At 37.5% G+C, this 26570-nt stretch carries 26 protein-coding genes; 10 read left to right on the plus strand and 16 right to left on the minus strand.

Annotated elements, in window-relative coordinates; genetic code table 11:
• Positions 1-128: 128 nt before the first annotated feature.
• From agp to GYM75_RS01170, 11 genes are all read right to left on the minus strand, one after another.
• Entirely contained in the window at positions 129-1388 is a 1260-nt protein-coding gene (gene agp, locus GYM75_RS01120) for a bifunctional glucose-1-phosphatase/inositol phosphatase (RefSeq protein ID WP_220216360.1), read from the minus strand.
• Positions 1389-1465: 77 nt separating this feature from the next.
• Positions 1466-2641, minus strand: a complete 1176-nt coding sequence (gene nagA, locus GYM75_RS01125) for an N-acetylglucosamine-6-phosphate deacetylase (RefSeq protein ID WP_220216361.1) — start codon at positions 2639-2641, stop codon at positions 1466-1468.
• Entirely contained in the window at positions 2631-3068 is a 438-nt protein-coding gene (gene agaF, locus GYM75_RS01130) for a PTS galactosamine/N-acetylgalactosamine transporter subunit IIA (RefSeq protein WP_220216362.1), read from the minus strand. The genes nagA and agaF overlap by 11 nt, the downstream gene beginning before the upstream one ends.
• Positions 3069-3077: 9 nt before the next feature.
• On the minus strand, positions 3078-3974 hold the full coding sequence (locus GYM75_RS01135) for a PTS system mannose/fructose/sorbose family transporter subunit IID (protein WP_220216363.1): 897 nt from the start codon (positions 3972-3974) through the stop codon (positions 3078-3080).
• Positions 3964-4746 (minus strand): PTS N-acetylgalactosamine transporter subunit IIC, encoded by a 783-nt coding sequence (gene agaW / locus GYM75_RS01140; RefSeq protein WP_220216364.1) that lies wholly within the window; start codon positions 4744-4746, stop codon positions 3964-3966. Before agaW ends, GYM75_RS01135 begins: the two co-directional genes overlap by 11 nt.
• A 15-nt stretch (positions 4747-4761) precedes the next feature.
• Positions 4762-5253 (minus strand): PTS N-acetylgalactosamine transporter subunit IIB, encoded by a 492-nt coding sequence (gene agaV / locus GYM75_RS01145; protein ID WP_220216365.1) that lies wholly within the window; start codon positions 5251-5253, stop codon positions 4762-4764.
• Between the two features lie 43 nt (positions 5254-5296).
• Complete coding sequence (locus GYM75_RS01150) at positions 5297-6463, minus strand: SIS domain-containing protein (protein WP_220216366.1); 1167 nt, start codon at positions 6461-6463, stop codon at positions 5297-5299.
• A gap of 48 nt (positions 6464-6511) precedes the next feature.
• Complete coding sequence (gene agaR, locus GYM75_RS01155; RefSeq protein WP_363317347.1) at positions 6512-7282, minus strand: transcriptional repressor AgaR; 771 nt, start codon at positions 7280-7282, stop codon at positions 6512-6514.
• 421 nt (positions 7283-7703) lie between these two features.
• Positions 7704-8879, minus strand: a complete 1176-nt coding sequence (locus GYM75_RS01160) for an ABC transporter permease (protein WP_220216368.1) — start codon at positions 8877-8879, stop codon at positions 7704-7706.
• The gene (locus GYM75_RS01165) at positions 8876-9988 is read right to left on the minus strand and encodes an HlyD family secretion protein (RefSeq protein WP_220216369.1); all 1113 of its coding nucleotides are present in this window, start codon (positions 9986-9988) and stop codon (positions 8876-8878) included. The genes GYM75_RS01160 and GYM75_RS01165 overlap by 4 nt, the downstream gene beginning before the upstream one ends.
• 78 nt (positions 9989-10066) lie before the next feature.
• Positions 10067-10564: a MarR family winged helix-turn-helix transcriptional regulator gene (locus GYM75_RS01170; protein ID WP_220216370.1), complete on the minus strand. Its 498-nt coding sequence runs from the start codon at positions 10562-10564 to the stop codon at positions 10067-10069.
• 287 nt (positions 10565-10851) lie between these two features.
• Between GYM75_RS01170 and nirB the strand changes: the two genes are divergently transcribed.
• From nirB to cysG, 4 genes are read left to right on the plus strand one after another with little or no spacing between them, the layout of a single operon-like run.
• Positions 10852-13377 (plus strand): nitrite reductase large subunit NirB, encoded by a 2526-nt coding sequence (gene nirB / locus GYM75_RS01175; RefSeq protein WP_220216371.1) that lies wholly within the window; start codon positions 10852-10854, stop codon positions 13375-13377.
• Between the two features lies 1 nt (position 13378).
• Positions 13379-13714 (plus strand): nitrite reductase small subunit NirD, encoded by a 336-nt coding sequence (gene nirD, locus GYM75_RS01180; protein WP_220216372.1) that lies wholly within the window; start codon positions 13379-13381, stop codon positions 13712-13714.
• 25 nt (positions 13715-13739) lie between these two features.
• Positions 13740-14507, plus strand: a complete 768-nt coding sequence (nirC, locus tag GYM75_RS01185) for a nitrite transporter NirC (RefSeq protein ID WP_220216373.1) — start codon at positions 13740-13742, stop codon at positions 14505-14507.
• Positions 14508-14545: 38 nt separating this feature from the next.
• Complete coding sequence (gene cysG, locus GYM75_RS01190) at positions 14546-15919, plus strand: siroheme synthase CysG (RefSeq protein WP_220216374.1); 1374 nt, start codon at positions 14546-14548, stop codon at positions 15917-15919.
• 148 nt (positions 15920-16067) lie between these two features.
• On the opposite strand, the gene narL is transcribed toward cysG, so the two are convergent.
• Together narL and narX are read right to left on the minus strand one after the other, a co-directional pair.
• Positions 16068-16721: a two-component system response regulator NarL gene (gene narL, locus GYM75_RS01195; protein WP_220216375.1), complete on the minus strand. Its 654-nt coding sequence runs from the start codon at positions 16719-16721 to the stop codon at positions 16068-16070.
• A 3-nt stretch (positions 16722-16724) separates the two neighbouring features.
• A complete protein-coding gene (gene narX / locus GYM75_RS01200) occupies positions 16725-18548 on the minus strand; it encodes a nitrate/nitrite two-component system sensor histidine kinase NarX (protein WP_220216376.1) in 1824 nt (607 codons plus the stop codon).
• A 216-nt stretch (positions 18549-18764) separates the two neighbouring features.
• Here narX and rplU point away from each other — a divergent pair, with 216 nt between their 5' ends.
• The 4 genes from rplU to cgtA all read left to right on the plus strand — a co-directional run bounded on the left by rplU (position 18765) and on the right by cgtA (position 21568).
• Positions 18765-19073 carry a 50S ribosomal protein L21 gene (rplU, locus tag GYM75_RS01205; RefSeq protein ID WP_025314436.1) on the plus strand — a complete coding sequence of 103 codons (309 nt, stop codon included), beginning with the start codon at positions 18765-18767 and terminating at the stop codon, positions 19071-19073.
• Between the two features lie 15 nt (positions 19074-19088).
• Positions 19089-19349, plus strand: coding sequence for a 50S ribosomal protein L27 (gene rpmA / locus GYM75_RS01210; protein ID WP_025314437.1), 261 nt, complete (start codon positions 19089-19091; stop codon positions 19347-19349).
• Between the two features lie 84 nt (positions 19350-19433).
• Positions 19434-20399 (plus strand): DMT family transporter, encoded by a 966-nt coding sequence (locus GYM75_RS01215; protein WP_220216377.1) that lies wholly within the window; start codon positions 19434-19436, stop codon positions 20397-20399.
• On the plus strand, positions 20399-21568 hold the full coding sequence (gene cgtA, locus GYM75_RS01220; protein ID WP_220216378.1) for an Obg family GTPase CgtA: 1170 nt from the start codon (positions 20399-20401) through the stop codon (positions 21566-21568). The genes GYM75_RS01215 and cgtA overlap by 1 nt, the downstream gene beginning before the upstream one ends.
• Positions 21569-21891: 323 nt before the next feature.
• Here the strand turns inward: cgtA and GYM75_RS01225 are convergent, their stop codons facing one another.
• Genes GYM75_RS01225 through nth form a run of 3 tightly spaced genes read right to left on the minus strand, consistent with a single transcriptional unit; the run spans position 21892 to position 23468 of the window.
• On the minus strand, positions 21892-22260 hold the full coding sequence (locus tag GYM75_RS01225) for a hypothetical protein (protein WP_220216379.1): 369 nt from the start codon (positions 22258-22260) through the stop codon (positions 21892-21894).
• Between the two features lie 32 nt (positions 22261-22292).
• Entirely contained in the window at positions 22293-22823 is a 531-nt protein-coding gene (gene smrB, locus GYM75_RS01230) for an endonuclease SmrB (protein WP_220216380.1), read from the minus strand.
• Between the two features lie 6 nt (positions 22824-22829).
• Positions 22830-23468, minus strand: coding sequence for an endonuclease III (gene nth, locus GYM75_RS01235; protein ID WP_220216381.1), 639 nt, complete (start codon positions 23466-23468; stop codon positions 22830-22832).
• Between the two features lie 272 nt (positions 23469-23740).
• Between nth and putP the strand changes: the two genes are divergently transcribed.
• Together putP and tyrS are read left to right on the plus strand one after the other, a co-directional pair.
• Entirely contained in the window at positions 23741-25228 is a 1488-nt protein-coding gene (gene putP, locus GYM75_RS01240; RefSeq protein ID WP_065558621.1) for a sodium/proline symporter PutP, read from the plus strand.
• 68 nt (positions 25229-25296) lie between these two features.
• Positions 25297-26568 carry a tyrosine--tRNA ligase gene (gene tyrS, locus GYM75_RS01245; RefSeq protein ID WP_220216382.1) on the plus strand — a complete coding sequence of 424 codons (1272 nt, stop codon included), beginning with the start codon at positions 25297-25299 and terminating at the stop codon, positions 26566-26568.
• Positions 26569-26570: the final 2 nt, after the last annotated feature.

Genomic DNA, 26570 nt, shown 5'->3' on the forward strand with positions numbered 1-26570 from the left:
ATGGTGAACTCATTTTATTTTTACAAAATGAGTGACTCACGGCTAACATCAAAATACCTCGTTAGGTTTTAGGATTTGATAGAGTGTGCTTAAGTGACTTTTTAAGCACACGATCGACAAAATTAATGTTATTGGATGAGATGATTCAGCACTTGTTTAAACGTTGAAAATGAACAAAATCCATTAGCATTAATAGGACAATTTTCCATTTCTAATACGACTTTATGCGGTGGGTTTTGACGGTTTAATTGTACTAAGTCACGGATCTGGTCGGTGGATTGATAAAAATATTCAATTTTCATCAATGCTTCGCCATTGTGATTATTACGCCATTTTTGAAAGACAATTTTCCCACCAATAGGGGTGGTTTCAAACTGCTCTGGTAACGTGTAATGCTTAATTTTAATTGTTGAAAGTAGGGAGGCTACATTGGAATCATGTCCCACTAACAGCGTAAATTTAGGATGTGCTTCATTCTCTGAAAAAGCGTGATTAATATAATTAACTAATTTTGCTGACACCTGTTTTGCCACAACGGGCGATCCAAATAAAACGCTATTGTAGTGCTCTTTGATCGCAACTAACTGTTCAAATTGTTGCTTATCTTTTATTTGCCCCCAAGCAATATCATGTAAAGGCGAGCCTTCATAATATTGTAAGATAAAAGCATCAGCAATAGAGGTTCCAGTACGAAGAGCGCCTGTTATGCCAGGTTCTTTGCCTTTTTCAATAATAAGCTCGGTGGGTAAATGCGCAAAATCACACTGTTTATGTGTAATACAATTGGTTGAATTAGGGTAATTTAGGATAGTCGACATGTCTTGATATGCTTTACCCAGTTTTTCATTCAGCCCTTCAATGCCTTTGGTATCGGCAGTTTGGTTAATTGAATTAATTGCAGCTTGTTTAAAGGCTGAACTATTATCATCAATGACAGGAAAAAATAGCGGATCCATGCTACCAAGCTTTTCTTTATGGATAATTGGCACAAGACAACCCGGAAAAGCACCAACTGCAAAAAACTGTCCGGTGGCAATTGTGCGTTGCAAACTATTGGTATAAATATAAACATCTTGATCGTTTGGACAACGATCTTGATTTAATAATTTGTTATCGACTAACCATTCACTGAAATAGTGACCAAAATAGCTTTCTAATGCTCCACCACGAGTCGTTAAATAACTCGCTGGGGTATCCCATTGCGGCCATTGATTGGGCGTGACTTTTCCCAACGTACTATTAGGGCTAGCTAATGGTGCTCGCAAACCATGGCGACTAAAAACAACAACTTGTTCTAATGTATAATCGTTCACTGTTTCGATAGCTGGTACATTGAAAGATAAAACAGTTGTTAATGCTATGATTCCCTTTAATATTATCTTTTTCATCTGATCTCCTAATTTGCTTAAATCAAAACTCAACTGCTATTAATGATGAGTTATTATTCAGGCATTTTCCATATTTATTAAACTTGTTTGGGGTGAGTGATATATTGTTCGTTGAATTGATTAGATTGATAAACGATATTGCCTTTGACTAAAGTTGCAATCAATTGATTTTGTTCGTTAAGAACAACCAAATTAGCGATTTTATCTGGCGCAATGCTACCCAATGTGTTGTCTATGCCTAATGCTTTGGCTGGGTAATAACTACCATGTAGCCAAGCCTTATCAAAAGAAGTATTAGTAAAGTTTGCCAAATTATTAACTGCACAATCAAGAGTTAATGTGCTACCTGCCAAGTTTCCATCATCGGTGCGAACAACATTATCTTTCATATGCACTCGCAACTGACCTAAATAATAGTCACCATTAGGCATACCCGTTGCGCGCATAGCATCGGTGATTAAAAGTAAATTTTCACCACAACACTTATGGGCAATTGCAACTGCGGCAGGGTGTACATGGTGACCATCAACAATGATTTCGGTTTGGCAATGATCTATGCTGAGAGCTGCACCAACTACACCTGGGTTACGATGATGTAATCCTGACATGCCATTATAGCAATGCACTACGCCACTTGCGCCTGCTAAAAGTGCAGCTTTTGTTATTTGATAATCTGCATTAGTATGCCCAATCATGACCCGAATATTTTGATGACGTAACCATTTGATAATGGCTAAAGCATTGGGATACTCGGGCGCTAAAGCGATACACTTTAATGTTCCTTCGGCTAAGGTTAGCCATTTTTCAATTGTAGTGCGATCGGGGGCTTGCAGTAATGCTTCTGGGTGGGCACCTTTATGAACAGCATTAAAAAAAGGGCCTTCCAGATAAGAACCTAACAAGGTTGCGCCTGTTACGCCTTGCTGAATGCTGTTTTTAACTTGTCGTAGTGCGGCTTCGATTTTGTCATGGCTTTCTGTCACCGTCGTTGCCAAAAAAGCACCTACCCCATGTTGGGCTAAAAAATTGCTCATGGTATTGAGTGATTCATGGGTCGCATCCATGGTATCGGCGCCCATGACACCATGAATATGCGTATCAATCAGTGCCGGTAATAGTTTGATTTGATTAGGACACGGTTTATCACTCGGTGTGATATCCGTGATGATTCCGTTTTGAATGGTGACAATGACATTATCAAGCCAGCCAACCGGTGTTAACACTTGTTTGGCGTGGATTTGCTTAAATTCCATCAGAACACTCCTCATTTTTAGGTGATTTTTTTTGGTGCTCGTGCCATAAGCTCGTTATCGCTCTTTGCCCATTTTCAATGGTTTCTTGACGAATTGTTGCTAAGTCCAGATCCTCTCGCTGTAATAATATTTCAAGTAATAATGGCAGATTAGTCCCACTTATCACTTCAATATTATTATATTGATAACTCAACATGGCGGCTAGTCGAAAAGGCGAACCACCAACAATATCTGTCAAACATATCACACCTTGACCACGATCACACTGTTTTAATGCCGTATTTAACTGTTCTGCTAATTGTTCGCTACTCATGCCATCAGGAAAATTAACGGCATTAAATTGTGTTTGTTCACCAATGATTTGTGTTGCTGCTTCAAAAAGTCCGGTAGCAAAGCTACCATGACCTGTTAATATTACGCCTAACATAAATTTCCTCTATAAAATTCCCACTAATTTGCCGACTACACCAATAATCACCGTTAACCCAATTAATTTAACAGGTGAAAAATTACGTTTCATCAAGTAATAAATAGTTAATGTAAATCCAAGCGGTAACAAATTCGGCATGAGTTTATCGAGCACATCCGCTTGTAACGCAATATGCGCTTGACCCGCATTAATTTCTAACGGCGTTGAAAAATGCACGTAAGAGGCAACCAGTGCACCAATAACGGTCATACCGACAATGGAGGCTGCGTGTGAAATACGCTTAGTATGGGATTTTAATAAAGGTAACGCACTGGTTCCTGCATGATAACCGTAATGAGCAAGTCCAAAACGTAGACCGAAATGGACTAAATTGAACATTAACAAAAAAATGATCGGACCAAACAGACTTCCTTCTAAAGCTAATGAGGCGCCAATCCCTGCGCAGATTGGTAATAAGGTGAGCCAAAATAGTGCATCACCGATTCCGCCTAATGGCCCCATTAAGGCAACTTTTACCGCCCGAATAGTCGATATGTTTTCTTTTCCTTTTTCCATGGCTAAGACTAATCCAGATAAAAAGGTCGCATCGAAAGGATGAACATTGATAAATTCCATATGCATGTGCATAGAATTTTTTAGATCATCCTTATTTTTATGAATTTTACGCAATGCAGGTAATACGGTAAAAAGCCAACCGCCAGCTTGCATCCGTTCGTAATTAAATGATGCTTGCAACGCCAATGAGCGAAACGCCATTCGGTTTATATCACCTTTAGTTAGTGTGACATCTTGGCTTTGGTCGGTAAACGTATCTGCCGAGACTTTACTTGTGGCGAGTGCTTGTGCCATACGTTTTTCTTCTTTATCTGCCATTTTTTTGTCATGATCATCATTAAATTCCATCTTCTACCTCCACTGAAGTTGCGCTTACAGACTTGATACTGTCATTGTTATCACGGCTATAATTATAGAAATCAATCATTGCAATGGCTAAAGCACCTAACGCAATGGCTAAAATAGGTAAATTAAGATAGGTCACCCCCAGAAAACCTAAGATAAAGTAAGCAACATACGTTTTCTTCATCATAATCTTCATTAGCATTGCAAAACCAATTGCTGGCATCATTCCGCCCGCGACACTAAGTCCATCTAATAACCATTTAGGTGATTTTTCAACTAACGCGGTTGCTGCATCAGCACCAAAATAGATAGGTAAAAATGCGACAATGAAATAGAAACAAAATAGAATTATCATCCCCAGATAGTTCACCCACTCAATACCTTTAAAATTGAGCTGATCAACATAGCGATCACATTTGTGCATCATTGGCGAATAGAATGTAAATAAAAGGGTAATACAACCTTGTACCGCTATGGCAAAGGGAACAGCTATCCCAATGGCAACTTTAGGCTCGGTGTGCGTTAAAATTGCAAAACTGGTACCAATCACGCCGCCTATAACAACATTTGGAGGTTGTGCGCCGGCGAGTGGAACCATGCCCATCCAGACCAGTTCTAATGAACCACCCACATATAAACCTGTTTTTACATCACCCAAAATCAACCCAACTAACGGTCCAATTACGATTGGTCTGTGTAAATGCGTAAGTCCGTCAAATAAGTCTACGCCAGCAATACCGGCTAGTAGTCCTATCAATAAAGCATCCATTAACATAATTTGCCCCTCTTGCTATGATGATAGATTGAGTAAATCTGCTATTTTTTCGCCAGATTCGTCCGGTACACGGCGAACTTCGCAAGTGACGCCTAACTTTTCCAGCTCTTTAAAAGCAGCGATATCATTGTCATCAACGGATACCGTTTTATGGATCTGTTTTTTCCCTTCAGAAAAGTGCATATTACCAACATTGACAAATTTAATGGGTACGCCACCCTTAACTAGAGTTAGAACATCTTGTGGTGTTTTACAAACAATAAAGATTTTTTGACGTTCAGCGGCTTTGCCAATAATGTCGATAGTTTTTTGCAAGGTGAAATAACGCGTTTGAATTCCTTCTGCAATAACCATATCCATCAGATTTTGTTGTACCGGATCTTGCGCAGCGCTGTCATTGGCAACTAATAAAAGATTAGCGCCAAGCGCATTCACCCAAGTCACACCGACTTGACCATGCACTAAGCGGTTATCAATACGTGTCATAAGAATATTGGGAGTACTCATATTTTTATATCCTTTTATTTAAAGGTTTAATCGGATTGATGACTTAAATTTGATGAAACGGATAAATGGTCACACCTTTTACAACTCGATTCACTTCACCGGTAGGACAAGGATTGTCAGGGGTTAATCCAACACTCAGTGATTTTTCAAACGCTAACATTTGAGCAAAAACTAAGTAAGGAAAAATCAACCAACAATCGGAAAGATGACAATCAACCGACAATATTTGTTTATGCGTGCTCTGCTGACCGCTCAAAGCAAGTACATCTGTTGCGATACGATCGTGTTCTAACTCATTAAATAAATCGATATCGTATTGGTGGATATAAGCATCGTTAGAAAAGAAACATACCACTAGACTTTTTTCATTAATCATAAATTTAGGGCCATGGCGTAAACCTAATATTGAATCAAATCGGGTTGCAATTTTACCGGCAGTGAGTTCTAAAATTTTTAATGCGGCTTCTTGAGCGGTGCCAGTGAAACAACTACTACCAACATAAATTACTCGTTCATGATTTTTTTGGGCTAATTGTTTTGTGATGGTTTGCCAATTTAAAAGTTGTTGCTCACAAATAGTGGCAATTTTCATGACTGCATCATTTGCATCATGAGTATCGATACCGCCTAAAAGCAGCAGTGTGGCTAATATCATGCTACTAATACTCGATGTCATCGCAAACCCAAGATCATGCGTTCCTTCTGGCAGGACTAATTGAAATATACGCTGAGCATTATTTTTATGGTTAGCATAATCGGTTAATGCACAATTGGGATTACAGGTTAAAAATAGGTGATAGCAATCTGAAACGATTTGATCGGCTAATTTTACGGTTGCAACGCTTTCAGGGCTGTTGCCAGAACGAGCAAACGAGACAATTAATGTTTTTTTATGGGCAGATAAATATTGTAATGGATCAGCAACAATTTCAGTAGTGCCATAAGCATAAACATTACGTTTAGTCTGTTCTCTTAGCCATGGTGCAAGGGCGACACCGCCAAAAGCGGAAGATCCCGCACCGGTAAGGATAATAACTAAATTCGGATCAGCCAGTAAAGGGGTTAGAAAGGTTTCTATTTGAGGTTGTCTTTGGGAAAGTAATTGAAGCAAATCACGCCAAATTTTAGGTTGTTGACAAATTTCTTTAGCCGTATGAATTGCGCCGTGTTGTTCTAACCACTCTTTCGAATAATTTAAGTATTGTTGCATAATTGTGATCCTGTTCGTTAAGTCATAAAAATAAAAAAAGAGAAAAGTTTATAGATTGGCAATAACCACATTAATGCCTAATGTGTGTAATTGCGTTAAATATTCTTTTGGAATGTTTGAATCTGTAATCAGCGTTTCAATAGGATTGATTTTTTCAATCATACAAAAGCTTTTACGTCCAAATTTACTTGAATCCGTTATCGCAATGATTTGACCTGAAACTTGACACATGACTCGATTAACCGATGCTTCGCCAAAATTGGGTGTTGTGATACCTGCGCTAAGGTCAAAGCCATCAACACCTAAAAAAAGTTTATTAAAATGATACATTTTAAGTTGTTGTTCTACGGTTGGTCCCGAAATAGAAAAGGCTTTTTTTCGAATATTACCACCAGCAATGATGACTTCAATGTCAGTATTGATTGATAAATCGTAGGCAATATTAATTGCATTGGTAAAAACAATGAGATTTTGTTTTTCACGCAGATAAGGCACCATGGCTGCAGTTGTTGATCCTGAATCGAGAATAATGCGATCACCATCTTTAACCATTTCTGCCGCTTTTTGGGCTATCTTATTTTTAATGGTAGAGTTAATACGACTTTTATCTTGTAAAGGTCTATCAAAAGCGAAAGCTTTATTTAGCATAGCACCGCCATAGGAACGCAATACACAACCTTTTTGTTCTAAATGGCGAAGATCATTACGAATGGTGACAGTTGAAACTTTAAAAAGCTTACTTAATTTATTGACTGAAACGGTATTTTCTTTACCGAGTAAATAAATAATTTTTTCTCGACGTTGTAATGTATTCATTATTAAATCATTCATAACATAATTACTTGTTTTGCTTTCATTCTGTTATTCAATTTAAACATATGCAAAGGATCGAAAAATGATAGGTGAGTCACAAAACCGATTTTGGTTGTAAAAACGTGAAAACCTTTTCATTTGAAAGGAAGTGAAAGAAAGGGTAAGAGGAGTAATAATAACTTAAAAATAATATTGTATTGTTATTCAGTTAATTAGCAAACTTGAATGGATAATGAAAAATACTTAAATCATCAAAAAAATAACGTGTATTTCGTTTAATGAAGTGATGAAGATCACAAATTGGATAATTTGACCAAGATATTTAGAAATTTTATCAATAAAAAAGAGATGACGTTGAGTCCAAAGTTTAATATAGTGAAAGTCGTTATTGAAACCCAATGAGAGTTTCAATAACTTTATTAACGATTTAGCTTAGGTCGGTTTTGGGTTGTGCAATGGATTTTTGCGTTCGTTCAAAAACGATCATCACCACAAACGCAATGACAGTTAAATAAATAATGAAAATGCCATAGGTAGATAGCATATCAATCAGTGATCTTCCTCGCATGGCGATATCTCGGAAGAATCGAAATAGCCAGACTAAAGGAAATGCATGACTAACATAGTAAGTCCAAAGTGGCATAATCCCGACCGCCATGGTTGATCCACCCATAATAAATCCCGGTGGCACTAAGAAAATCATTTTGCTTGCACCTTCACCTGGATTATTGGTTTTCCAGGAAAGTAAAAAACCTAACCAACCAAACGCAAGTCCGGTCATGAAAATGCTGGGTATAAAAATAAAATAGTTACCATCAAAACGTAATTGTCCAAAGATCACTAATACGGCGGTTATTAATGTTAATCCGGTCGTATAAAATAATGCATAAGGGACTGTTCTTGCTAATAGTGCAACAAAGCCTCTTTCTAAAACTGTATTCCACATGCCAGTGACTTTTAAACGTCCGACAATCATTAAAGAAGTTAATCCATACGTCAGTGACGAAAAGAAGTAAACAAAATAGATAATTGTCGATATAGTGGAAGAGCTAGCTGGATTGAACATATATCGCGTTTTAAGTTGCATTGGCGATAAGGTGGCTTCAGTCCCTTCATGTCCTAAACCTAATGCAGACACTTTACCAACGCTAAGTTCAGCCCCTAACTCAGGAATATATTCATTTAAGCTTTGTAACACTTTGGCATTTTGTGCATCATTGGTATCATCGGCAAAATACCCTAAACGAACAGTTTGGTCACCTTTTTTAAGACTTTTCTCTAATCCTTTAGGAATATAAAGTACCCCTAAATTGCGATCGTGCGAAACTAAAGTGATAGGATTCACCGGTGATCGGATGACTTCGGATACTTCGATATAAGGCGAAGTATTGACTTTACTGATTAATTCCGTTGAATAATGTGAACCATCAAGATCAATAACCGCAATCTTACCTTCAAAAACGGCACCATGACTTAACACAATGGAAAAGATTAGCGCAACAATGGCTGCTAATCCTATTGCAACTTTATAATATGGAATGAAGTGACCTGACAACATTGCGTCAAGTTCTTCAAGCATAGATTTAATGATGTTTTGCATCATTGATCAACCTCGATTGTCATACCGGTTAAAAGTTTTGGAATAGATTCCATATATATTCTGACCTGATAAGAGGTTAAATCAGCTTGACCACGTTCACGTGTCATACGTAAGTCCGCAAAAGAAGGTGCTGCGGTTGCAAAACGAACTTTACCTTTTATCTCTTTATCAAGCGCGATGACATTGGCTTTAACCGTTGTGCCCGGTTGGTAGTCATTAACCATTTTTTCGTTTACATAAATATCAATGTATTTACGATCGGTCTCTAATAACACTGCTGGTGCGCCTGTCGGAGCTAATTCACCATCTTCGAACATGATTTTTAATACTTTGCCATCTTCAGGTGCCGTTAATGTTAATCGTTGATAATTGATATGTAGTTGTTTTAAGTCTGCTTCAGCTTGTGCAAGTTGTGCTTGGAGCTGAGCTAACTGATTTTGTCGGTTTTGAAGTTTTTGTCGGGCAATAGCAACAGATTGTATTGTCATACCTGTTGCATTTCGAGTTTGCTCAAATTGATTAATTTGTTCGGGTGTTGCACCAATCATTAAGGTGGATAATTGGCTTTGAATCTGAACAACTTGCATTTTCGCAACCGTAAAGGCATTACGGGCGGTATCAAGTTGCGATTGCGAGTTTCCCCCTGTTTTACGTAATTGGGTTTGACGATCAAACTCCATTTGAGCTAAATTTTGAGCTGATTTAGCGGCTTCTAAATTTGCTTTCACTTCTTCAATTTTACGCCAAGTGGATAATTCGGTTAAATTTGTTTCGTTTTCGGTGATCGCAATGGCAGCTTGTTCTTGAGCAACTGCCGCTTTTTGGCTGTCAACCTGCGCTTGTAGACGATCGATAGCTAACTTAGTATCGACATCTTCTAATTGCATTAACGGATCCCCTTTTTTTACAAATTGTGATTCTTCGACAAATCGTTTGATGACTTTTCCGCTCACATTTTGAAAGGCAATATTAATCTCATCTGCGGTTAATACGCCAGATTTAATGCTTTTAGCCACGGTGACGGCATCATTTCGAGAACCTAAAAAGATTAAAAAAGAGGCAACTGTTAGGATAATTAAAAATATAACAGGGATTTTGATATTTTTTTTCATATATAGCTTATTTTCCATTTAATTAGTCAGCTAAGTATTTAGATAAATAAAATAGACTTTAAGTAAGCTCAAAGTCAGTTATTTTCGTAAAAGTTTACGTAACATCAATATTAAAGACTCTTGTTCTTGCGAGTTTAAAACTTCGGCAAAAGCACGAATCGATTTTAGGTGATTGGGTAATGCTTCTTGAATTAATTTTTCGCCAACTTCAGTCAATGAGATAAGTCGAGAGCGACCATCTTCACCACTTTTAGACATGGTGATTAATGGTGGAGTTGCAGCTAGCATTCGCTTAACCATAACTGACACGGTAGCAGGGGTAACACCTATGCGTAATGCCAAATCACTGGCACAGGTTTCACCTTCCGAAAAGAGTGACATTAATAATGCAAACTTACCTTCCGAAACATCATAATCTTTAGTCAGTTGTGCGTAAATGTTTGAACGGATTAAGTCAGCCGTGGTGATCAAGCTTAAGACCAGATCAACGCCTGAAACATCAACAATATCATCATTAAATCTTTGTGCTCGTGCTAACGTTTCACGAGACGGAAGCTTTCTTGACTTGTAATTCAATTATCATTACTCAATTTATTTAGTCGGCTAATTATACTATTTAAATTTTGATTAGCAACATTATTTAACCAAGGGTGATTGGATATTAAAGGTTAAAGCCTATCAGGGTAGGGATCCTAAATTTAATTGACGTTAAATATTTTATAATGCTTTGTTTTAAAAATAGTTATCCTTATTACTACTAAAGTGGTAATCCTTGAGGATAATTATAATCTGAGCAAAGTAACATAAAATGGAGCACAGCTATAAATTAAATAATTGAATTAAAATAAAATTGGAGCTTTATTATGAGTAAAACCAATCTCGTTATCATCGGTAATGGGATGGTTGGACATCGTTTTATTGAAGAAGTTATCGATAAAATGCAGTCTGATCTGTTCAATATTACCATCTTTTGTGAAGAACCTCGCCTTGCATATGATCGTGTTCACCTTTCTTCCTATTTTTCTGACCACACTGCTGAAGCGCTTTCTTTAGTTCGTGAAGGGCTATATGAAGAAAATAACATTCAAGTATTATTGAATGAGCGAGCAATATTGATTAATCGTCAACGTAAAGAAATTCACTCACACACAGGGCGAATTGTTCACTATGATAAATTGATTATTGCTACTGGATCTTATGCGTGGGTACCACCTATTAAAGGTTCAGATGGTGCAGATTGTTTTGTTTACCGAACCATTGAAGATCTTGATGCCATTCGTGAATGCGCAAAACAGTGTAAATCAGGTGCTGTTGTCGGTGGGGGGTTGTTAGGGCTTGAAGCTGCCGGTGCGCTGAAAAACTTAGGAATACAAACGCATGTCGTCGAATTTGCGCCAGTATTGATGGCTGAACAACTTGATGCCATGGGGGGTGATCAGTTACGCCGAAAAATTGAAGAGATGGGCGTTGGTGTTCATACCAGTAAAAATACCCAAGAAATTATTCATACGCCGTTAGGTAAGAAGATGCAATTTGCTGATGGTTCGTCGCTGGAAGTTGATTTTATCGTATTTTCAACAGGTATTCGCCCGAATGATCAACTTGCTAAAGCATGTCAACTTGAGATTGGTCAACGTGGTGGCATTGTGGTGAATAACCATTGTCAGACATCTGATCCTGATATTTACGCTATTGGTGAGTGTGCGTGTTGGCAAGGTAAAGTATTTGGTTTGGTTGCTCCGGGCTATAAGATGGCACAAGTTGCCTTAGCGCACTTAATGGGTGAGCCAATGCAATTTGAAGGCGCTGATATGAGCGCTAAATTAAAGTTAATGGGCGTTGATGTCGGTAGTATAGGGGATGCCAAAGGAAAAACACCCGCTAGCCGTAGCTATGTCTATTTAGATGAAAATGTACCGGTTTATAAAAAATTGGTCGTTTCGTCAGATAATAAAAAATTATTAGGCGCTGTATTGGTGGGTGATACGGCTGATTACAGTAATTTATTACAATTGATGTTAAATGAGATGGATCTTCCTGAGCATCCGGACACCTTAATTTTACCAGCTCATGCTGGGGCTAAACCCACAATGGGCGTCGAAGCTTTACCGGATACTGCACAAATTTGCTCATGTTTCGATGTGACAAAAGCAAAAATCATTAATGCGATTCACGCAGGTTGTCATACTGTAGCGGCAATCAAGGCAGAAACCAAAGCCGGTACAGGTTGTGGTGGTTGTATTCCATTGGTGACTCAGCTCTTAAACTCAGAATTAGCTAAACAAGGTATCGAAGTCAGCCATGCTTTATGTGAACATTTTAAATATTCACGCCAAGAATTATATCATTTAATTCGTGTTGAAGGATTAACTTCCTTTAATGAAGTGATCAAAAAACATGGTACGGGTTATGGATGTGAGGTGTGTAAACCGACGATCGCCTCTTTATTGGCTTCATGTTGGAACGATTATATTCTCAAACAAGATTTAGTTCCGTTGCAAGATAGTAACGATATCTTTCTTGGTAATATCCAAAAAAATGGAACATATTCGGTTATTCCGCGTAGTGCCGGAGGTGAAATTACGCCAGAAGGCTTGATTGCGGTGGGGCAAATTGCTAAAAAATATCAACTTTATTCAAAAATTACCGGTTCACAACGTATCGGTCTTTTCGGTGCGCAAAAAGATGATCTACCCGCTATTTGGAAAGAGTTAATTGATGCTGGCTTTGAGAGTGGCTATGCGTATGCAAAAGCCTTACGAATGGCTAAAACCTGTGTGGGAAGTACGTGGTGTCGTTTTGGTGTTGGGGATAGTGTTGGCCTGGGTGTTGAACTGGAAAATCGTTATAAAGGGATTCGGGCTCCACATAAATTCAAATTAGGTGTATCGGGTTGTACACGTGAATGTGCGGAAGCACAAGGTAAAGATATTGGCGTTATTGCAACTGAAAAAGGTTGGAATCTTTACGTATGTGGTAATGGCGGGATGAAACCTCGTCATGCTGATTTGCTTGCTGCTGATCTCGATAGACAGACATTAATTCAATATCTTGATCGCTTTATTATGTTTTATATCCGTACCGCTGATAAATTACAACGCACTTCGGTATGGCTTGAAAATTTGGAAGGCGGGATTGACTATTTGCGTAGTGTAATTATCGACAATAAGTTAGGTATTAATGATGAGCTGGAAAGTGAAATGACTCGTCTGCGTAAATTGGTGGTGTGTGAGTGGAAAGAAACGGTTGAACATCCTGAAAACCAACAACGATTTACTCACTTTATTAACAGTAATTTGCGTGATGAAAATGTCAAATTTATTCCTGAACGTGATCAGCATCGACCTGCGACAGCCGAAGAACGTCAAGCAATGTTAGGAGAGCAATAATATGAGTCAATGGATAACAGTTTGTCAACTCGATGACATTTTACCGGAAACAGGCGTGTGTGCACTTGTCGGTCATGAACATGTTGCAGTATTTCGTCCTTATAATTCCGATGAAATTTATGCAATCAGTAATATCGATCCTTTTGCACAAGCCAGTGTCTTATCTCGAGGTATTATTGGACAGCATGAAAATGACTTGTATGTTGCAAGCCCATTAAAAAAACAGCGTTTTCGTTTAAAAGATGGTTATTGCATTGATGATGCCGACTATTCAATTGCGCATTATGAAGTAAGAGTCAATACAGATGGTTTTGTTGAAGTTAAATCATCGAGTTAAAACAATTTTAAAGGTTTAGATAGTTATGTATACCGATACAATTAATAAATGTGCTGCCAATGCAGCACGTATTGTACGTTTAGCCAAAACTAACCCGATAGGGTTTTGGTTAAGTTCTGCTATGGCCGGCGCTTATGTTGGTCTTGGTATTATTTTGATCTTCACTTTAGGTAATTTACTTGATCCATTCTTAAGACCTTTAGTTATGGGGGCGACATTTGGTATTGCCTTAACGTTAGTTGTGATTGCAGGATCTGAGCTTTTTACTGGTCACACAATGTTTTTAACATTTGGCGTAAAATGTAAGAAAATTACGCATACACAGATGTGGCTAGTATTACCTCAAACGTGGTTAGCCAATTTATTGGGGTCTATTTTTGTCGCTGCTTTATATTTTTATGCTGCTACCCCATTATTATCAACCGATACCAGTTTAGTGCATAGTGCAGCATTAGCCAAAACGACCGCATCGGCTAGTGCGCTGTTTTTTCGTGGTATTTTATGTAACTGGCTAGTTTGTTTAGCTATTTGGATGGCAAATCGTGTTGAAGGTTCAGCTAAATTTATTGCGATTTGGTGGTGTTTGCTAGCATTTATTGCCTGTGGTTATGAGCATTCGGTGGCGAATATGACGTTATTTTCACTTTCATGGTTTGGTCATCATAGTGATGCTTATACCCTATGTGGAATTGGTCATAATTTACTTTGGGTATCGTTAGGTAACCTTGTTTCTGGCGTTGTTTTTATGGGCTTAGGATACTGGTATTCGACACCAAAAACTGAACGACCATAATCTTGGCTGAAATAAAAAAGGATATATATTGAGGTTTTATGGATTATTTTCCACTATTTTGTAAGTTAGAAAATCGGGATTGTCTGTTAGTCGGGGGTGGTGAAATCGCTGAGCGAAAAGCTCGGCTATTACTCGAAGCAGGTGCAAAGTTAACGGTTAACGCACTTGAATTCAATGAGCAATTTTTATGTTGGCAAGCGCAAAACCAGTTGATATTACAGCAAGGGGAATTTAATGCACAACTGCTTGATAATAAATGGTTAGTCATTGCAGCGACCGATTGTCCTAAAACCAATCAAACCGTCAGTCTCGAGGCTGAAAATCGCCGTATCTTTTGCAATGTTGTCGATTCGCCGAAAGATGCTAGTTTTATTATGCCTTCGATTATTGATCGTTCACCAATTATGGTTGCTGTGTCATCAGCAGGGCATGCGCCGGTTTTAGCTCGTCTATTACGAGAAAAACTAGAATCAATATTGCCTCAGCACTTAGGTAAATTAGCGCAATATGCGGGTTATTTACGAAATAAAGCTAAGCAAACCTATAAAACGCTCACAGAACGCCGTCGATTTTGGGAAAAGCTTTTTACTCATGATAGATTGGCACAAGCCATTGCCAATAATGATTCTGAACAAGTTGAAACACTAACCAACGAGTTATTTAATTTATCACTGGATCATCGTGGTGAAGTGGTTTTAGTGGGCGCAGGTCCCGGTGATGCAGGCTTACTGACTTTGAAAGGATTACAGCAAATCCAACAAGCCGATATTATTGTGTATGATCGATTGGTTTCGGATGAAATTATGAATCTTGTCAGGCGGGATGCTCAGCGTATATTTGTTGGCAAACGGGCAGGGTATCACTGCGTGCCACAGGAACAGATTAATCAAATTTTGTTAGAACAAGCGCAAAAAGGGTTACGAGTTGTCCGTCTAAAAGGGGGCGATCCGTTTATTTTTGGGCGAGGGGGTGAAGAGCTGGAAACGTTGTATAATGCTGATATTCCATTTTCAGTTGTACCGGGAATCACTGCTGCATCGGGGTGTTCTGCATACAGTGGTATCCCTTTAACACATCGAGATTATGCGCATAGTATTCGTTTAATTACCGGGCATTTGAAAGATGGTAGTCATCTTGATTGGCAAAGTTTAGCGGCTGAAAAGCAGACCTTAGTGTTCTATATGGGGCTGTCTCAAGCTGAAAATATTAGTCAACAATTAATCAAACACGGTATGAATGCTAATACGCCCGTCGCTATTGTTGAGGAAGGTACCAGTACCAAACAAAAAGTGGTAACAGGTTTGCTTGGTGAGTTAGCTAAAATCGCTTTGCAAGCATGTAGTCCAAGTTTGATTATCATCGGGCCTGTTGTTGCATTACGAGAAAAACTCAATTGGTTTTCAAATCATTAATTTAAACAGGCAAGTCTATTACTTTACAGCATAATGGTCTTGCCTGTTATCTAAACGTATACTGCCTTATATCATCATAATTTAAGGGATGACAGCTTTTAAACTTTTCGATCGAGTTAAGTATAATCAATTATCTTTAATTAATGCATTACTCTTTGCTCTGTAAATACCATACGGTCATTTCCATGCGTGATTTAAAATTTAATTTTTTAAAGATACTTTTTACATGTACTTTTACGGTACTTTCAACAATATCCAGATCTTTGGCAATGCGTTTATTCGAAAGCCCTTGCACTAGCAGATTAAATATTTCATGTTCTCGAGGCGTTAATAAGTTTATATCGTGAATTTGTTTGGTTGTTGGTTCGCCGCTGTGTCGCATATAGTGAAGGATAATATGCGAAATTGCTTCATCCATAATGATTTTACCTTCCGCAATATCTTTTAGCGCTTTAATAAAATCTTCTGGCTCCATATCCTTTAACAGGTAACCATCCGCTCCACTTTTGAGTGCGGTAATGATATCTTCTTTGGCATCCGATACCGTGAACATAATGATGCGACTGGAGATATTTTTTTCCCGTAAATAGCGTAGTATTTCTAACCCACTAACATTTTGAATATTGATATCCAGTAAGATCATATCGGGATCGAGCTTTTCAGCGAGTTTTATCCCTTCCGTTCCAGACCCCGTTTCGCCAATCACTTCAAAATGGCTAACGGTATTGATTAATTGTTTTACACCATTTCTAAGCATAGGGTGATCGTCAATAAGTAGTATCGAACTTTTTATCTGGTCCATGGGTTACTCTTCTATTATCGTAAATGGAATGGTCTTATTGGCTTTAAATATTACCATAACTTGCGTGCCTTTTTGTGGCTCAGTATTAATTGTTAGATTACCATTTAGGATTTCTGCTCTGTCTCGCATAATCACCATACCATAATGATTATCCTGCTTAACATCAGTTTGAAAGCCAATACCATTATCGCTAACACTGACTGTGATAATCTGGTTATCATCAATGGTTAACGCAATGATAACGTGTGATGCTTGTGCGTGTTTGTACACATTGTTTAGCGCTTCTCGAATAAATTGTAATAAATGAAAAGCATGTTTGCTTTTGATGATATTGAGCGGTAATTGATATTCAAGTTGAATGTTAAATTTTAGTTTTTGATTAAACTCTTCAATCATCTCCATTAAGCTAGCATAAAAACCTGTTTGATTGAGCCGCAAACGAAAAGAGGTAATTAATTCACGTAACTGGGAATAGGTGATATTGACCTCTTTTCGCATTGTTGCTAATAGTTCAATACTACTTTGTGATGTCAAATCAGATTGCATTTGTAGACAGCTAAGATGTATTTTTAAACAGGATAATGATTGCGCAATTGAATCATGCAACTCTCTTGCCATTGCTGATCGCTCTTTCATTAATAAATACTGCTTTTGTTGCTCTATTTGTCGATCTAGCATCATTGCCGTGGACATCTGCTCGATAAGTCCTGTTATTAAGTTTTCCTGCTCGTCGCTAAGGGTAACATCTGTCGGTTGAATGGCAAATAATATGCCATATTTTTCGCCATTGTCTTGAAGATACCAATAACGTTGAAATCCATGTTGTTGAGAATGTTTTGATTCGGTTAAACAAGCACAGCAATGCGGATTTTGGCAGAAAGGTAATTTCTGCTGATTGTCATAACTAATTTGTTGGTAATGTTCAGGGTTTTCAGATTCATAAAATCGGATTTGAAATTGAGTGAGTGGTACAAGTTCTTCTAATTGACGTAAAATCATTAAAAAACGTTCACATAATGGCTTTGATGTATGGAGCTGTTTGGTGGCGTGATATTGAAATGAGATGATGTTATTAGTTTGTTGCAATTCAGCCGTTTTTTCAGCCACCCGTTCTTCAAGGATTAAATATTGAGATTCGATTTGATCAGACATGTTATTTAATGCTAACCCTAACAAATCGAATTCATTTTTTCTGGAACGTAGCGGAAAACGTTCACTAAAATTATGTTTTGAAATAGCCTGAGCCATATTAATCAGTTTGCGCCAAGGAGCGAGGAGATAACGACGCAAATAGTAAATCTGAGCAATGAGAAAGACCACAATAATGATAATAAATAATTGTTGCAAGCGAGATATATAATGAATCTGGTTTTCGGTCTTCTGATCGATCTTATGTACTAAATAATTGGTTTTGATAACAAATTGATCGATATCCGTTTTTATCTCATCGATGTTTTTGGCTTGTGCAATTTTTATCGCAATTTCAGTACGCCATTTATTATGTAATTCATTGAATTCATCTATTAAATCATAACGTTCAAAAAGAGCTAATTGTTGCTTTGACGACGTTATTTCACTAAAAATATTTAAACGGCCATTATCGTGTTTATTAAGGGGAACCATTGATAAAAGTTGATAACTTTTCATACGAATTAGCCCTAATTGATTAATCATATAAGCGCTACCTTTGGTATCATTAGCGACTTGAATAGATAGCGATAACGCAATTAACGCAATGGTGCCTAAAAAACACATTAATAGCGACAAACGATTAATAATTGAAGCATGATAGCGAGTTTTATTATTGGTTGTTTTAGTACTCAGCATAGAATTACAATAAATTAACTAAGAAATAATGATTTATCCGTATTGTAACGCTAAAACGATATCTTGCTGATCTTTTTTGTAACTTTTTGCGATCTTTTAGTAAAGACTGCTTGCAACAAGGATAAATTTTGCGTAAAATTCACGCCCTATAAGATTAATCAATGCAGACATATATGCTAAATCAGGAATAGTCTGCTTTTTATTGCGGAGTTAAGTATGTACGCAGTTTTCCAAAGTGGTGGTAAACAACACCGAGTCAGCGAAGGACAAGTCGTTCGCTTGGAAAAAATTGAAGTCGAAACAGGTGCAGAAGTTGTTTTCGATAAAGTTTTAATGGTAGCAAATGGTGAAGACATCAAAGTTGGTGCTCCGTTTGTTGAAGGTGCAACAATTAAAGCAGAAATTGTTGAGCACGGTCGTGGCGATAAAGTGAAAATTGTTAAATTCCGTCGTCGTAAACACTATCGTAAACAACAAGGTCACCGTCAGTGGTTCACTGATGTGAAGATCACTGCAATCGCTTAATAGGAGTATCGAACAATGGCACATAAGAAGGCTGGTGGTTCATCACGTAATGGTCGTGATTCCCAGAGTAAACGTTTAGGTGTTAAACGTTATGGTTCTCAAGAAGTTCTTGCTGGTAATATTTTAGTACGTCAACGTGGAACTCAATTCCACCCAGGCACTAATGTAGGTTGTGGTCGTGACCATACCTTATTTGCTTTAATTGACGGACAAGTAAAATTTGAAGTTAAAGGACCTAAAAACCGTCGTTATGTTAGTGTAATTGCTAACAGCTAATAAAAAGCGGTTTAACGTTTATGGAAGCCTCACAGCTATTGTGGGGCTTTTTTCATTTCTTGAATTCATATAATATTAGTTAATATGATAAAACAGCAAAATGTTAAATTAGGTTTTGCCTTAGCCATGTTAACAGCGGTTATGTGGGGACTAGTGCCGATTGCAATGAAATATGCATTGGTGGTTATTGACCCATTAACGTTAGCGTGGTCTCGATTGGCAATTTCTGCCGTCGGTATTACGATATGGTTAGCTTATAAAAAACAATTTCCTAATTTAGCGATGTTTAAAAAACGTCGACGTTTTATCTTATTAATGATTGCCGGATTTGGATTACTTGGTAATTTTGCGTTATTTGCAAGTTCTGTTCAGTATCTTTCTGCGACAACGGCTCAAGTTGTAGGTCAAATGGGTATTGTAATTTTTATGATTTCAAGTGCGTTTGTTTTTAAAGAGCGATTAAGACCAACGCAAATAATGGGTATTTCGGTATTGCTAATTGGATTAGGACTATTTTTTAATAAAAATATTACCGTTCTATTTGCTAATATATCGACTTATGGCATTGGTGTTTGGCTTGCTTTACTTGCTTCAATTTCATGGGCAGCTTATGCGTTGGCACAAAAAGTGTTATTACGTAAATTACGTGCAGAACAGTTACTTTGGCTAATTTATCTTATTTGTACGGTATTTTTATGGCCATTGGCATCGCCAACAAAAATCGCTCATGCCGATGCAACGCAGTTATTTGCCATTATCTTTTGTGGTTTAAATACCATTATTGCTTATGGCGCATTAGTTATGGCAATGGAACGTTGGCAAGCTGCACAAGTTAGTGCAATTACCACATTATCACCGTTGTTTGCATTAATTTTTTCAGATTTATTTGCCGTAATTTGGCCAGAAAAATTTGCTATGCAGTATTTAAATATTTTAGGTTATATTGGCGCAGTATCAGTCGTTGCTGGTGCGATGTTTGCCACAATTGGGCACTATTTATGGCATCCAAGAAAAGGCTGGCTAATTAACCAGAAGAAAGAGGAAGAATAATGAAATTTGTAGATGAAGCTTCAATCCGAGTCGAAGCCGGTGATGGTGGCAATGGTTGCGTAGGTTTTCGTCGAGAAAAATACATTCCCAAAGGTGGCCCTGACGGTGGTGACGGTGGTGACGGTGGTGATGTCTATTTTATTGCCGATGAAAATCTCAATACTTTGGTTGATTTCCAATTTGAAAAAAATTATCGGGCAGAGCGTGGGCAAAATGGGCAAGGTTCAGATTGTACCGGTAAAAGAGGCAAAGATATTACCGTAAAAGTGCCCGTTGGAACCCGAATCACAGACAAATATACGGGTGAAATTATCGGCGATTTAACGCATCATCAACAAAAAGTGTTAGTCGCAAAAGGTGGGTTTCATGGCTTGGGTAATGCACGATTTAAATCATCAGTGAATCGGGCTCCAAGGCAAAAAACCGATGGTACGCCCGGTGAAAAACGTGATGTATTGTTAGAATTATTGCTACTTGCTGACGTCGGTATGCTTGGTTTACCTAATGCCGGTAAATCCACATTTATTCGATCAGTTTCAGCAGCTAAACCGAAAGTCGCTGATTATCCGTTTACGACTTTAGTGCCAAGTTTAGGCGTGGTAAGAATGGATAATGAGCAAAGTTTTGTTGTTGCGGATATTCCGGGATTAATTGAAGGTGCTGCGGACGGTGCTGGTCTGGGTATTCGTTTTTTAAAACATCTTGAACGTTGTCGAGTTTTAGTGCATTTAATTGATATTGCACCAATTGATGAATCTGATCCTATTGAAAATGCGAAAGTCATTATTCAAGAACTTCATCAATATAGTGAAAAACTTGCCAATAAACCTCGTTGGTTGGTATTCAACAAAATGGATGTTTTAGGTGAAGAAGAAAGTGCTAAACGTGCAGCCGAAATCGCTAAAGCATTGGATTGGGATGACAAATATTATGTTATTTCAGCGGTCAATCATGAAGGGGTAAAAGCTTTATGTTGGGATCTGATGGATTATATGAATGCTCATCCACGTGAAGAAGAGCAAGAAGAAACATCACCAGAAAAAGTTGAATTTATGTGGGATGATTATCACCAACAAGCTATGGATGAGGCTTTTGATGACGACGACGATGATTTTGATGATTGGGATGAGAGTGACGAAGAAGGGGTTGAATTTATCTATCAAAAATAGTAATAACCTAAAAAAGTTAAACTTATCACTTCAAATTATCAACTAAAAAATCAGCATTGCGAAAATACAGGGTGACATAGCCCTGTATTCCTCTCTATTATTCTCACGCTAACACAATGATTTCATATTAAAAAAAATGGTGGTTTACATTTTTCTTTTGTTTTTTGAAAAAAGTCAAAAAAAACGCTTGCTTTTAATAATGAGAATTATTATCATTAAGATGTACTTGATTAGAGCGTCGCAAGACTTCTGAAAAAGTATGACATTGCTCACATTGCTTCCAATGTTTGCCAGCCTAGCGCAACTATGCTGGCTTTTTTATTTTAAAGTGATTTAAAAAACGATGTTTTGATAACTAATTGATCATCAATGACCATTTTCCATTGACCGTCCTCAAAATAAGGAGGCGTACTTACTTTGAATAAAGAATTTAAACCTAAAACCCCTACTTTAAAATCATCGCCAATAAATTCTTGTATCGACCCTTCAACGCTTTTAGTTACCCCATCTTTTTTATAATTGTAAATAACTCTGGCGTCTTTAGTTATACTTATCACCATATATTCACCTTGCCATGTGCCAATATAGTTACTTTTTTCGGGTGGAATTGTATCAAGTTCGTTACATGCAGTAATAAAGATGGCAAGTATTAGAAATAGATAAACATGTTTTATTTTCTTTAATAATTTCAAGTTGTTATTCCTTATGTGTTTAACATTTATTTTTAGTTATTAATTGTATCAAATAAAATAAGTAATGCTGCACTGCCGCCAAATTCTTTCGGTGCTTGATGAAAACAAATGATATTAGGATGCTGGGCTAACCACATTGGCGTCTGTTTTTTTAAGATGTTTTTACCATGTCCATACATGATACAAGCACAATGTGCGTTTTCGCTTAAGCAAGCAGTAATAAGCGATGCTATTTCTTTTTTCGCTTCTTGCTGTGTTAATCCATGTAGATCTAAAAAAAATTCAGGTTCATAAAATCCACGACGTAATTTTTTAATCTCATAAGGATCAGCGTTGTCACGACTATAACGAATGGGATCGTCTTGTAAGAGCGGTTGATAATCATCCGAAAAATAAAACTCAGCATGATTTTTTTCATGTTGTCGTTTTTCAATCGCAATGGCTTTTTGAGACCGTTTTAAGGGTTTATGAACAACGGTATCTTGTGCAAGTTTTTGGGTGTTGCCAATGCTACTTTTGAATAAGTTTATCTCTTCTTGAGTTAATTTAAATTTTTCAGTCATTGATAATTACTCTGGGTAAACTTTTTGTTTGAATTCACATAAATCTTCAATCACACAAGCCCCGCATCGCGGTTTTCTGGCGATACAAGTATAACGTCCATGCAAAATTAACCAGTGGTGACAATTTATTTTGTACTCTTTGGGTACCACTTTCAATAATTTTTCTTCCACTGCCTCAACGGTTTTTCCGGGTGCAAAGCCAGTGCGATTGCTGACACGAAAAATATGAGTATCAACCGCAATCGTTGGCCAACCAAAAGCCGTATTTAGCACTACATTCGCTGTTTTTCTGCCTACACCGGGTAATGCGATTAATGCATCAAAATTTTCTGGCACTTGACCTTGATATTTCTCAACTAAAATCTGGCAGGTTTTAATAATATTATCTGCTTTACTATTGTATAAGCCAATGGTACGGATATAACTTTTGAGCTTATCAACCCCAAGCGCTAAGATTTGTTCTGCTGTATTGGCAATTGCAAATAAAGGTTTGGTCGCTTTGTTTACACTCACATCGGTTGCTTGTGCAGAAAGAACAACAGCAATGAGCAATTCGAAAGGGGTTTGATAAACAAGTTCAGTTGTTGGATCTTTAATGTGATCTTTTAATCTTTCTAAAATTTGAATACGAGTTGATTGTTTCACAGAGTATGATAAATATAAATAACATGTCTGATATTATATACTTTATTTGTATAAATATTGTAGGTTAAATTTAATTTTTAGCTAAAAGTCACTTTATACGACGATAATTAAAATTACGGCAAAATAACAATCTCAATGACCTATCTGAAAAATTTTAGCGTGACGGATTGTCAGCTTAGTTATATTCATTCATCGCCTGCTTTTTAGCATGTGGTTTTTATGATAAGCTACTCCACTATTTTTTAATTTCATCAACAAGGTTTTTTAGAAATATGTCCTTACCAATGATTGTCACCTTTGCTATATACATTTTAGGAATGATTGCGATCGGTTTTTTTGCCTTTCGATCAACGCAAAACTTTGGTGATTATATTTTGGGGGGGCGCCGTATTGGTAGTGTTGTCACTGCGCTTTCGGCTGGCGCTTCGGACATGAGTGGTTGGCTATTAATGGGGCTGCCAGGGGCTGTTTTTTTATTCGGTATTTCGCAAAGTTGGATTGCAATTGGTTTGATAATTGGGGCTTACTTAAACTGGTTACTGATTGCCGGTCGGTTACGTGTTTTTACTGAAATTAATCATAATTCCCTGACCTTACCCGACTATTTTGCTCGCCGATTTGATGATAAAAGTGCTTTGCTGCGTATTATTTCAGCGGTAATCATTCTTATCTTTTTTACGATTTATTGTGCATCAGGCGTTGTTGCGGGCGCAAAACTTTTTGAAAGTACCTTTGGAATGAGTTATGGTTGGGCAATGTTAGCTGGTGCCGGCGCAACAATCGCTTATACTTTTATAGGTGGTTTTTTAGCGGTCAGTTGGACGGATACTATTCAAGCGAGTTTGATGATGTTTGCACTTATCTTAACTCCCGTTATGGTTATGGTGAACGCAGGTGGTTTTACCGATGCCTTAGCAAATATTGAATCGCTCAATCCTGATTATACCAACATCTTTGCTCACATGGATTTTATCGCTATTATTTCATTGCTTGGCTGGGGTCTTGGCTATTTTGGGCAACCGCATATTTTAGCTCGCTTTATGGCGGCTGACTCACATGATGTGATGAAAAATGCGCGTCGAATTAGTATGACTTGGATGATTTTATGTTTAGGTGGAGCAATTACGGTAGGATTTTTTGGTATTGCTTTCTTTGCCAATCATCCAGAGTTTTCAGATCTCATTAATAACGGTAAACATGAACGTATTTTTATCGAGTTATCCAAATTACTGTTTAATCCATGGGTTGCTGGTGTTTTATTAGCGGCGATTTTGGCTGCGGTGATGAGCACGTTAAGCTGTCAGTTACTTGTCTGTTCAAGCGCATTAACGGAAGATTTTTATCGTGCCTTTTTTAGACCGAAAGCAAAACAACGTGAACTTGTTTGGGTTGGACGAATTATGGTTTTACTGGTATCGGTCATCGCCATTTTATTAGCAATTAACCCTAATAATAGTGTCTTAGATTTAGTTAGTCATGCATGGGCAGGGTTTGGTGCTGCCTTTGGCCCCATTATTGTGTTTTCAGTATTTTGGTCTCGCATGACACGCAATGGCGCTCTAGCTGGTATGATTACAGGAGCGGCAACAGTATTGCTTTGGATTAATTTTAATTGGTTTAATCTTTATTCACTTATTCCGGGTTTCTTATTTGCGTCTTTAGCGATAGTAATCTTTAGTTTATGTGATAAAAAACCGAATGAAATAGTGGAAGATCATTTTAAACAAGCGTATAAACGTTATCATAATAAAGTAGAATAGATTTCAATAAAAATAGAGTTATCCAAAGTCAAATTTCAACGTAATAAAATTTTTATAGGTAAAATAACATGACAAAAAATGTGATCAAACAACTGCAAGAGCGAGGATTGATTGCTCAACTGACAGATGAAAAAGCACTCATGGAACTAATTGAACAAAATCCCATAGCGCTTTATTGTGGTTTTGATCCCACGGCTGATAGTTTGCATCTAGGTCATTTGGTACCATTACTTTGTTTAAAACGCTTTCAGTTAGCCGGTCATAAACCGATTGCGCTTGTTGGCGGCGCAACAGGTTTAATTGGTGACCCGAGTTTTAAAGCCGTTGAACGTAAATTAAATACTCAAGAGACTGTTGTTGAGTGGAGCGAAAAAATTAAACAACAAGTTTCTCCATTCTTAGATTTTAATTGTGGTGCAAATGCAGCGATTGTCGCTAATAACTATGATTGGTTTGGTGGCATGAATGTATTAACTTTTTTACGTGACATTGGTAAATATTTTTCAGTTAACGCCATGATTAACAAAGAATCAGTCAAACAACGTATTGATCGTGATGAAGCTGGGATTTCATTTACTGAGTTTTCTTACAGTTTATTACAATCTTATGATTTTGCATGTTTAAATAAAGATCATAATGTGGTGTTACAAATTGGGGGATCAGATCAATGGGGTAATATTACTGCCGGTATTGATTTAACTCGTCGATTACATCAAAAACAAGTTTATGGTTTAACGGTTCCTTTAATTACCAAATCTGACGGTACAAAATTTGGTAAAACGGAAAGCGGTGCGGTTTGGCTTGACCCTAAAAAGACCAGTCCATATAAATTCTATCAATTCTGGATTAATACCGCTGATGCTGATGTTTATCGTTTCTTAAAATTCTTTACTTTCATGTCATTAAATGAAATTGATGCACTTGAAGAAGAAGATAAAAATAGCGGTGTGGCACCAAGAGCACAATATGTTCTTGCTGAAGAGGTCACACGTTTAGTCCATGGTGAAGAAGGCTTAATGGCAGCCAAACGGATCACTGAAAGTTTATTCTCAGGAAAATTAGCCGATCTATCTCAAGCCGATTTTGAACAATTGGCGCAAGACGGTATGCCAACGATTACGGTTGAGGGCGATATTGATTTGCAACAAGCGATCGTTAATGCACAGTTTGCACCGTCAAGAGGCCAAGCCAGAACAATGATTGAATCTAATGCGATTTCAGTTAATGGTGAACGTAACGCGACAACAGATTATCATTTTTCACAAGAAGATAAGCTTTTTGGACGTTATACATTACTTCGTCGAGGTAAGAAATATTACTGCTTACTAATTTGGAGTTAATT

The sequence above is a fragment of the Gilliamella sp. ESL0441 genome, from assembly GCF_019469185.1.
GTDB lineage: Bacteria > Pseudomonadota > Gammaproteobacteria > Enterobacterales > Orbaceae > Gilliamella.

What these genes read in the sequence shown, in the direction of transcription:
- agp (WP_220216360.1), bottom strand. Translation starts at nt 1,388, where the DNA reads ATGAAAAAGATAATATTAAAGGGAATCATAGCATTAACAACTGTTTTA.
- nagA (WP_220216361.1), bottom strand. Translation starts at nt 2,641, where the DNA reads ATGGAATTTAAGCAAATCCACGCCAAACAAGTGTTAACACCGGTTGGC.
- agaF (WP_220216362.1), bottom strand. Translation starts at nt 3,068, where the DNA reads ATGTTAGGCGTAATATTAACAGGTCATGGTAGCTTTGCTACCGGACTT.
- GYM75_RS01135 (WP_220216363.1), bottom strand. Translation starts at nt 3,974, where the DNA reads ATGGAATTTAATGATGATCATGACAAAAAAATGGCAGATAAAGAAGAA.
- agaW (WP_220216364.1), bottom strand. Translation starts at nt 4,746, where the DNA reads ATGTTAATGGATGCTTTATTGATAGGACTACTAGCCGGTATTGCTGGC.
- agaV (WP_220216365.1), bottom strand. Translation starts at nt 5,253, where the DNA reads ATGAGTACTCCCAATATTCTTATGACACGTATTGATAACCGCTTAGTG.
- GYM75_RS01150 (WP_220216366.1), bottom strand. Translation starts at nt 6,463, where the DNA reads ATGCAACAATACTTAAATTATTCGAAAGAGTGGTTAGAACAACACGGC.
- GYM75_RS01160 (WP_220216368.1), bottom strand. Translation starts at nt 8,879, where the DNA reads ATGATGCAAAACATCATTAAATCTATGCTTGAAGAACTTGACGCAATG.
- GYM75_RS01165 (WP_220216369.1), bottom strand. Translation starts at nt 9,988, where the DNA reads ATGAAAAAAAATATCAAAATCCCTGTTATATTTTTAATTATCCTAACA.
- nirB (WP_220216371.1), top strand. Translation starts at nt 10,852, where the DNA reads ATGAGTAAAACCAATCTCGTTATCATCGGTAATGGGATGGTTGGACAT.
- nirD (WP_220216372.1), top strand. Translation starts at nt 13,379, where the DNA reads ATGAGTCAATGGATAACAGTTTGTCAACTCGATGACATTTTACCGGAA.
- nirC (WP_220216373.1), top strand. Translation starts at nt 13,740, where the DNA reads ATGTATACCGATACAATTAATAAATGTGCTGCCAATGCAGCACGTATT.
- cysG (WP_220216374.1), top strand. Translation starts at nt 14,546, where the DNA reads ATGGATTATTTTCCACTATTTTGTAAGTTAGAAAATCGGGATTGTCTG.
- narL (WP_220216375.1), bottom strand. Translation starts at nt 16,721, where the DNA reads ATGGACCAGATAAAAAGTTCGATACTACTTATTGACGATCACCCTATG.
- narX (WP_220216376.1), bottom strand. Translation starts at nt 18,548, where the DNA reads ATGCTGAGTACTAAAACAACCAATAATAAAACTCGCTATCATGCTTCA.
- rplU (WP_025314436.1), top strand. Translation starts at nt 18,765, where the DNA reads ATGTACGCAGTTTTCCAAAGTGGTGGTAAACAACACCGAGTCAGCGAA.
- rpmA (WP_025314437.1), top strand. Translation starts at nt 19,089, where the DNA reads ATGGCACATAAGAAGGCTGGTGGTTCATCACGTAATGGTCGTGATTCC.
- GYM75_RS01215 (WP_220216377.1), top strand. Translation starts at nt 19,434, where the DNA reads ATGATAAAACAGCAAAATGTTAAATTAGGTTTTGCCTTAGCCATGTTA.
- cgtA (WP_220216378.1), top strand. Translation starts at nt 20,399, where the DNA reads ATGAAATTTGTAGATGAAGCTTCAATCCGAGTCGAAGCCGGTGATGGT.
- smrB (WP_220216380.1), bottom strand. Translation starts at nt 22,823, where the DNA reads ATGACTGAAAAATTTAAATTAACTCAAGAAGAGATAAACTTATTCAAA.
- putP (WP_065558621.1), top strand. Translation starts at nt 23,741, where the DNA reads ATGTCCTTACCAATGATTGTCACCTTTGCTATATACATTTTAGGAATG.
- tyrS (WP_220216382.1), top strand. Translation starts at nt 25,297, where the DNA reads ATGACAAAAAATGTGATCAAACAACTGCAAGAGCGAGGATTGATTGCT.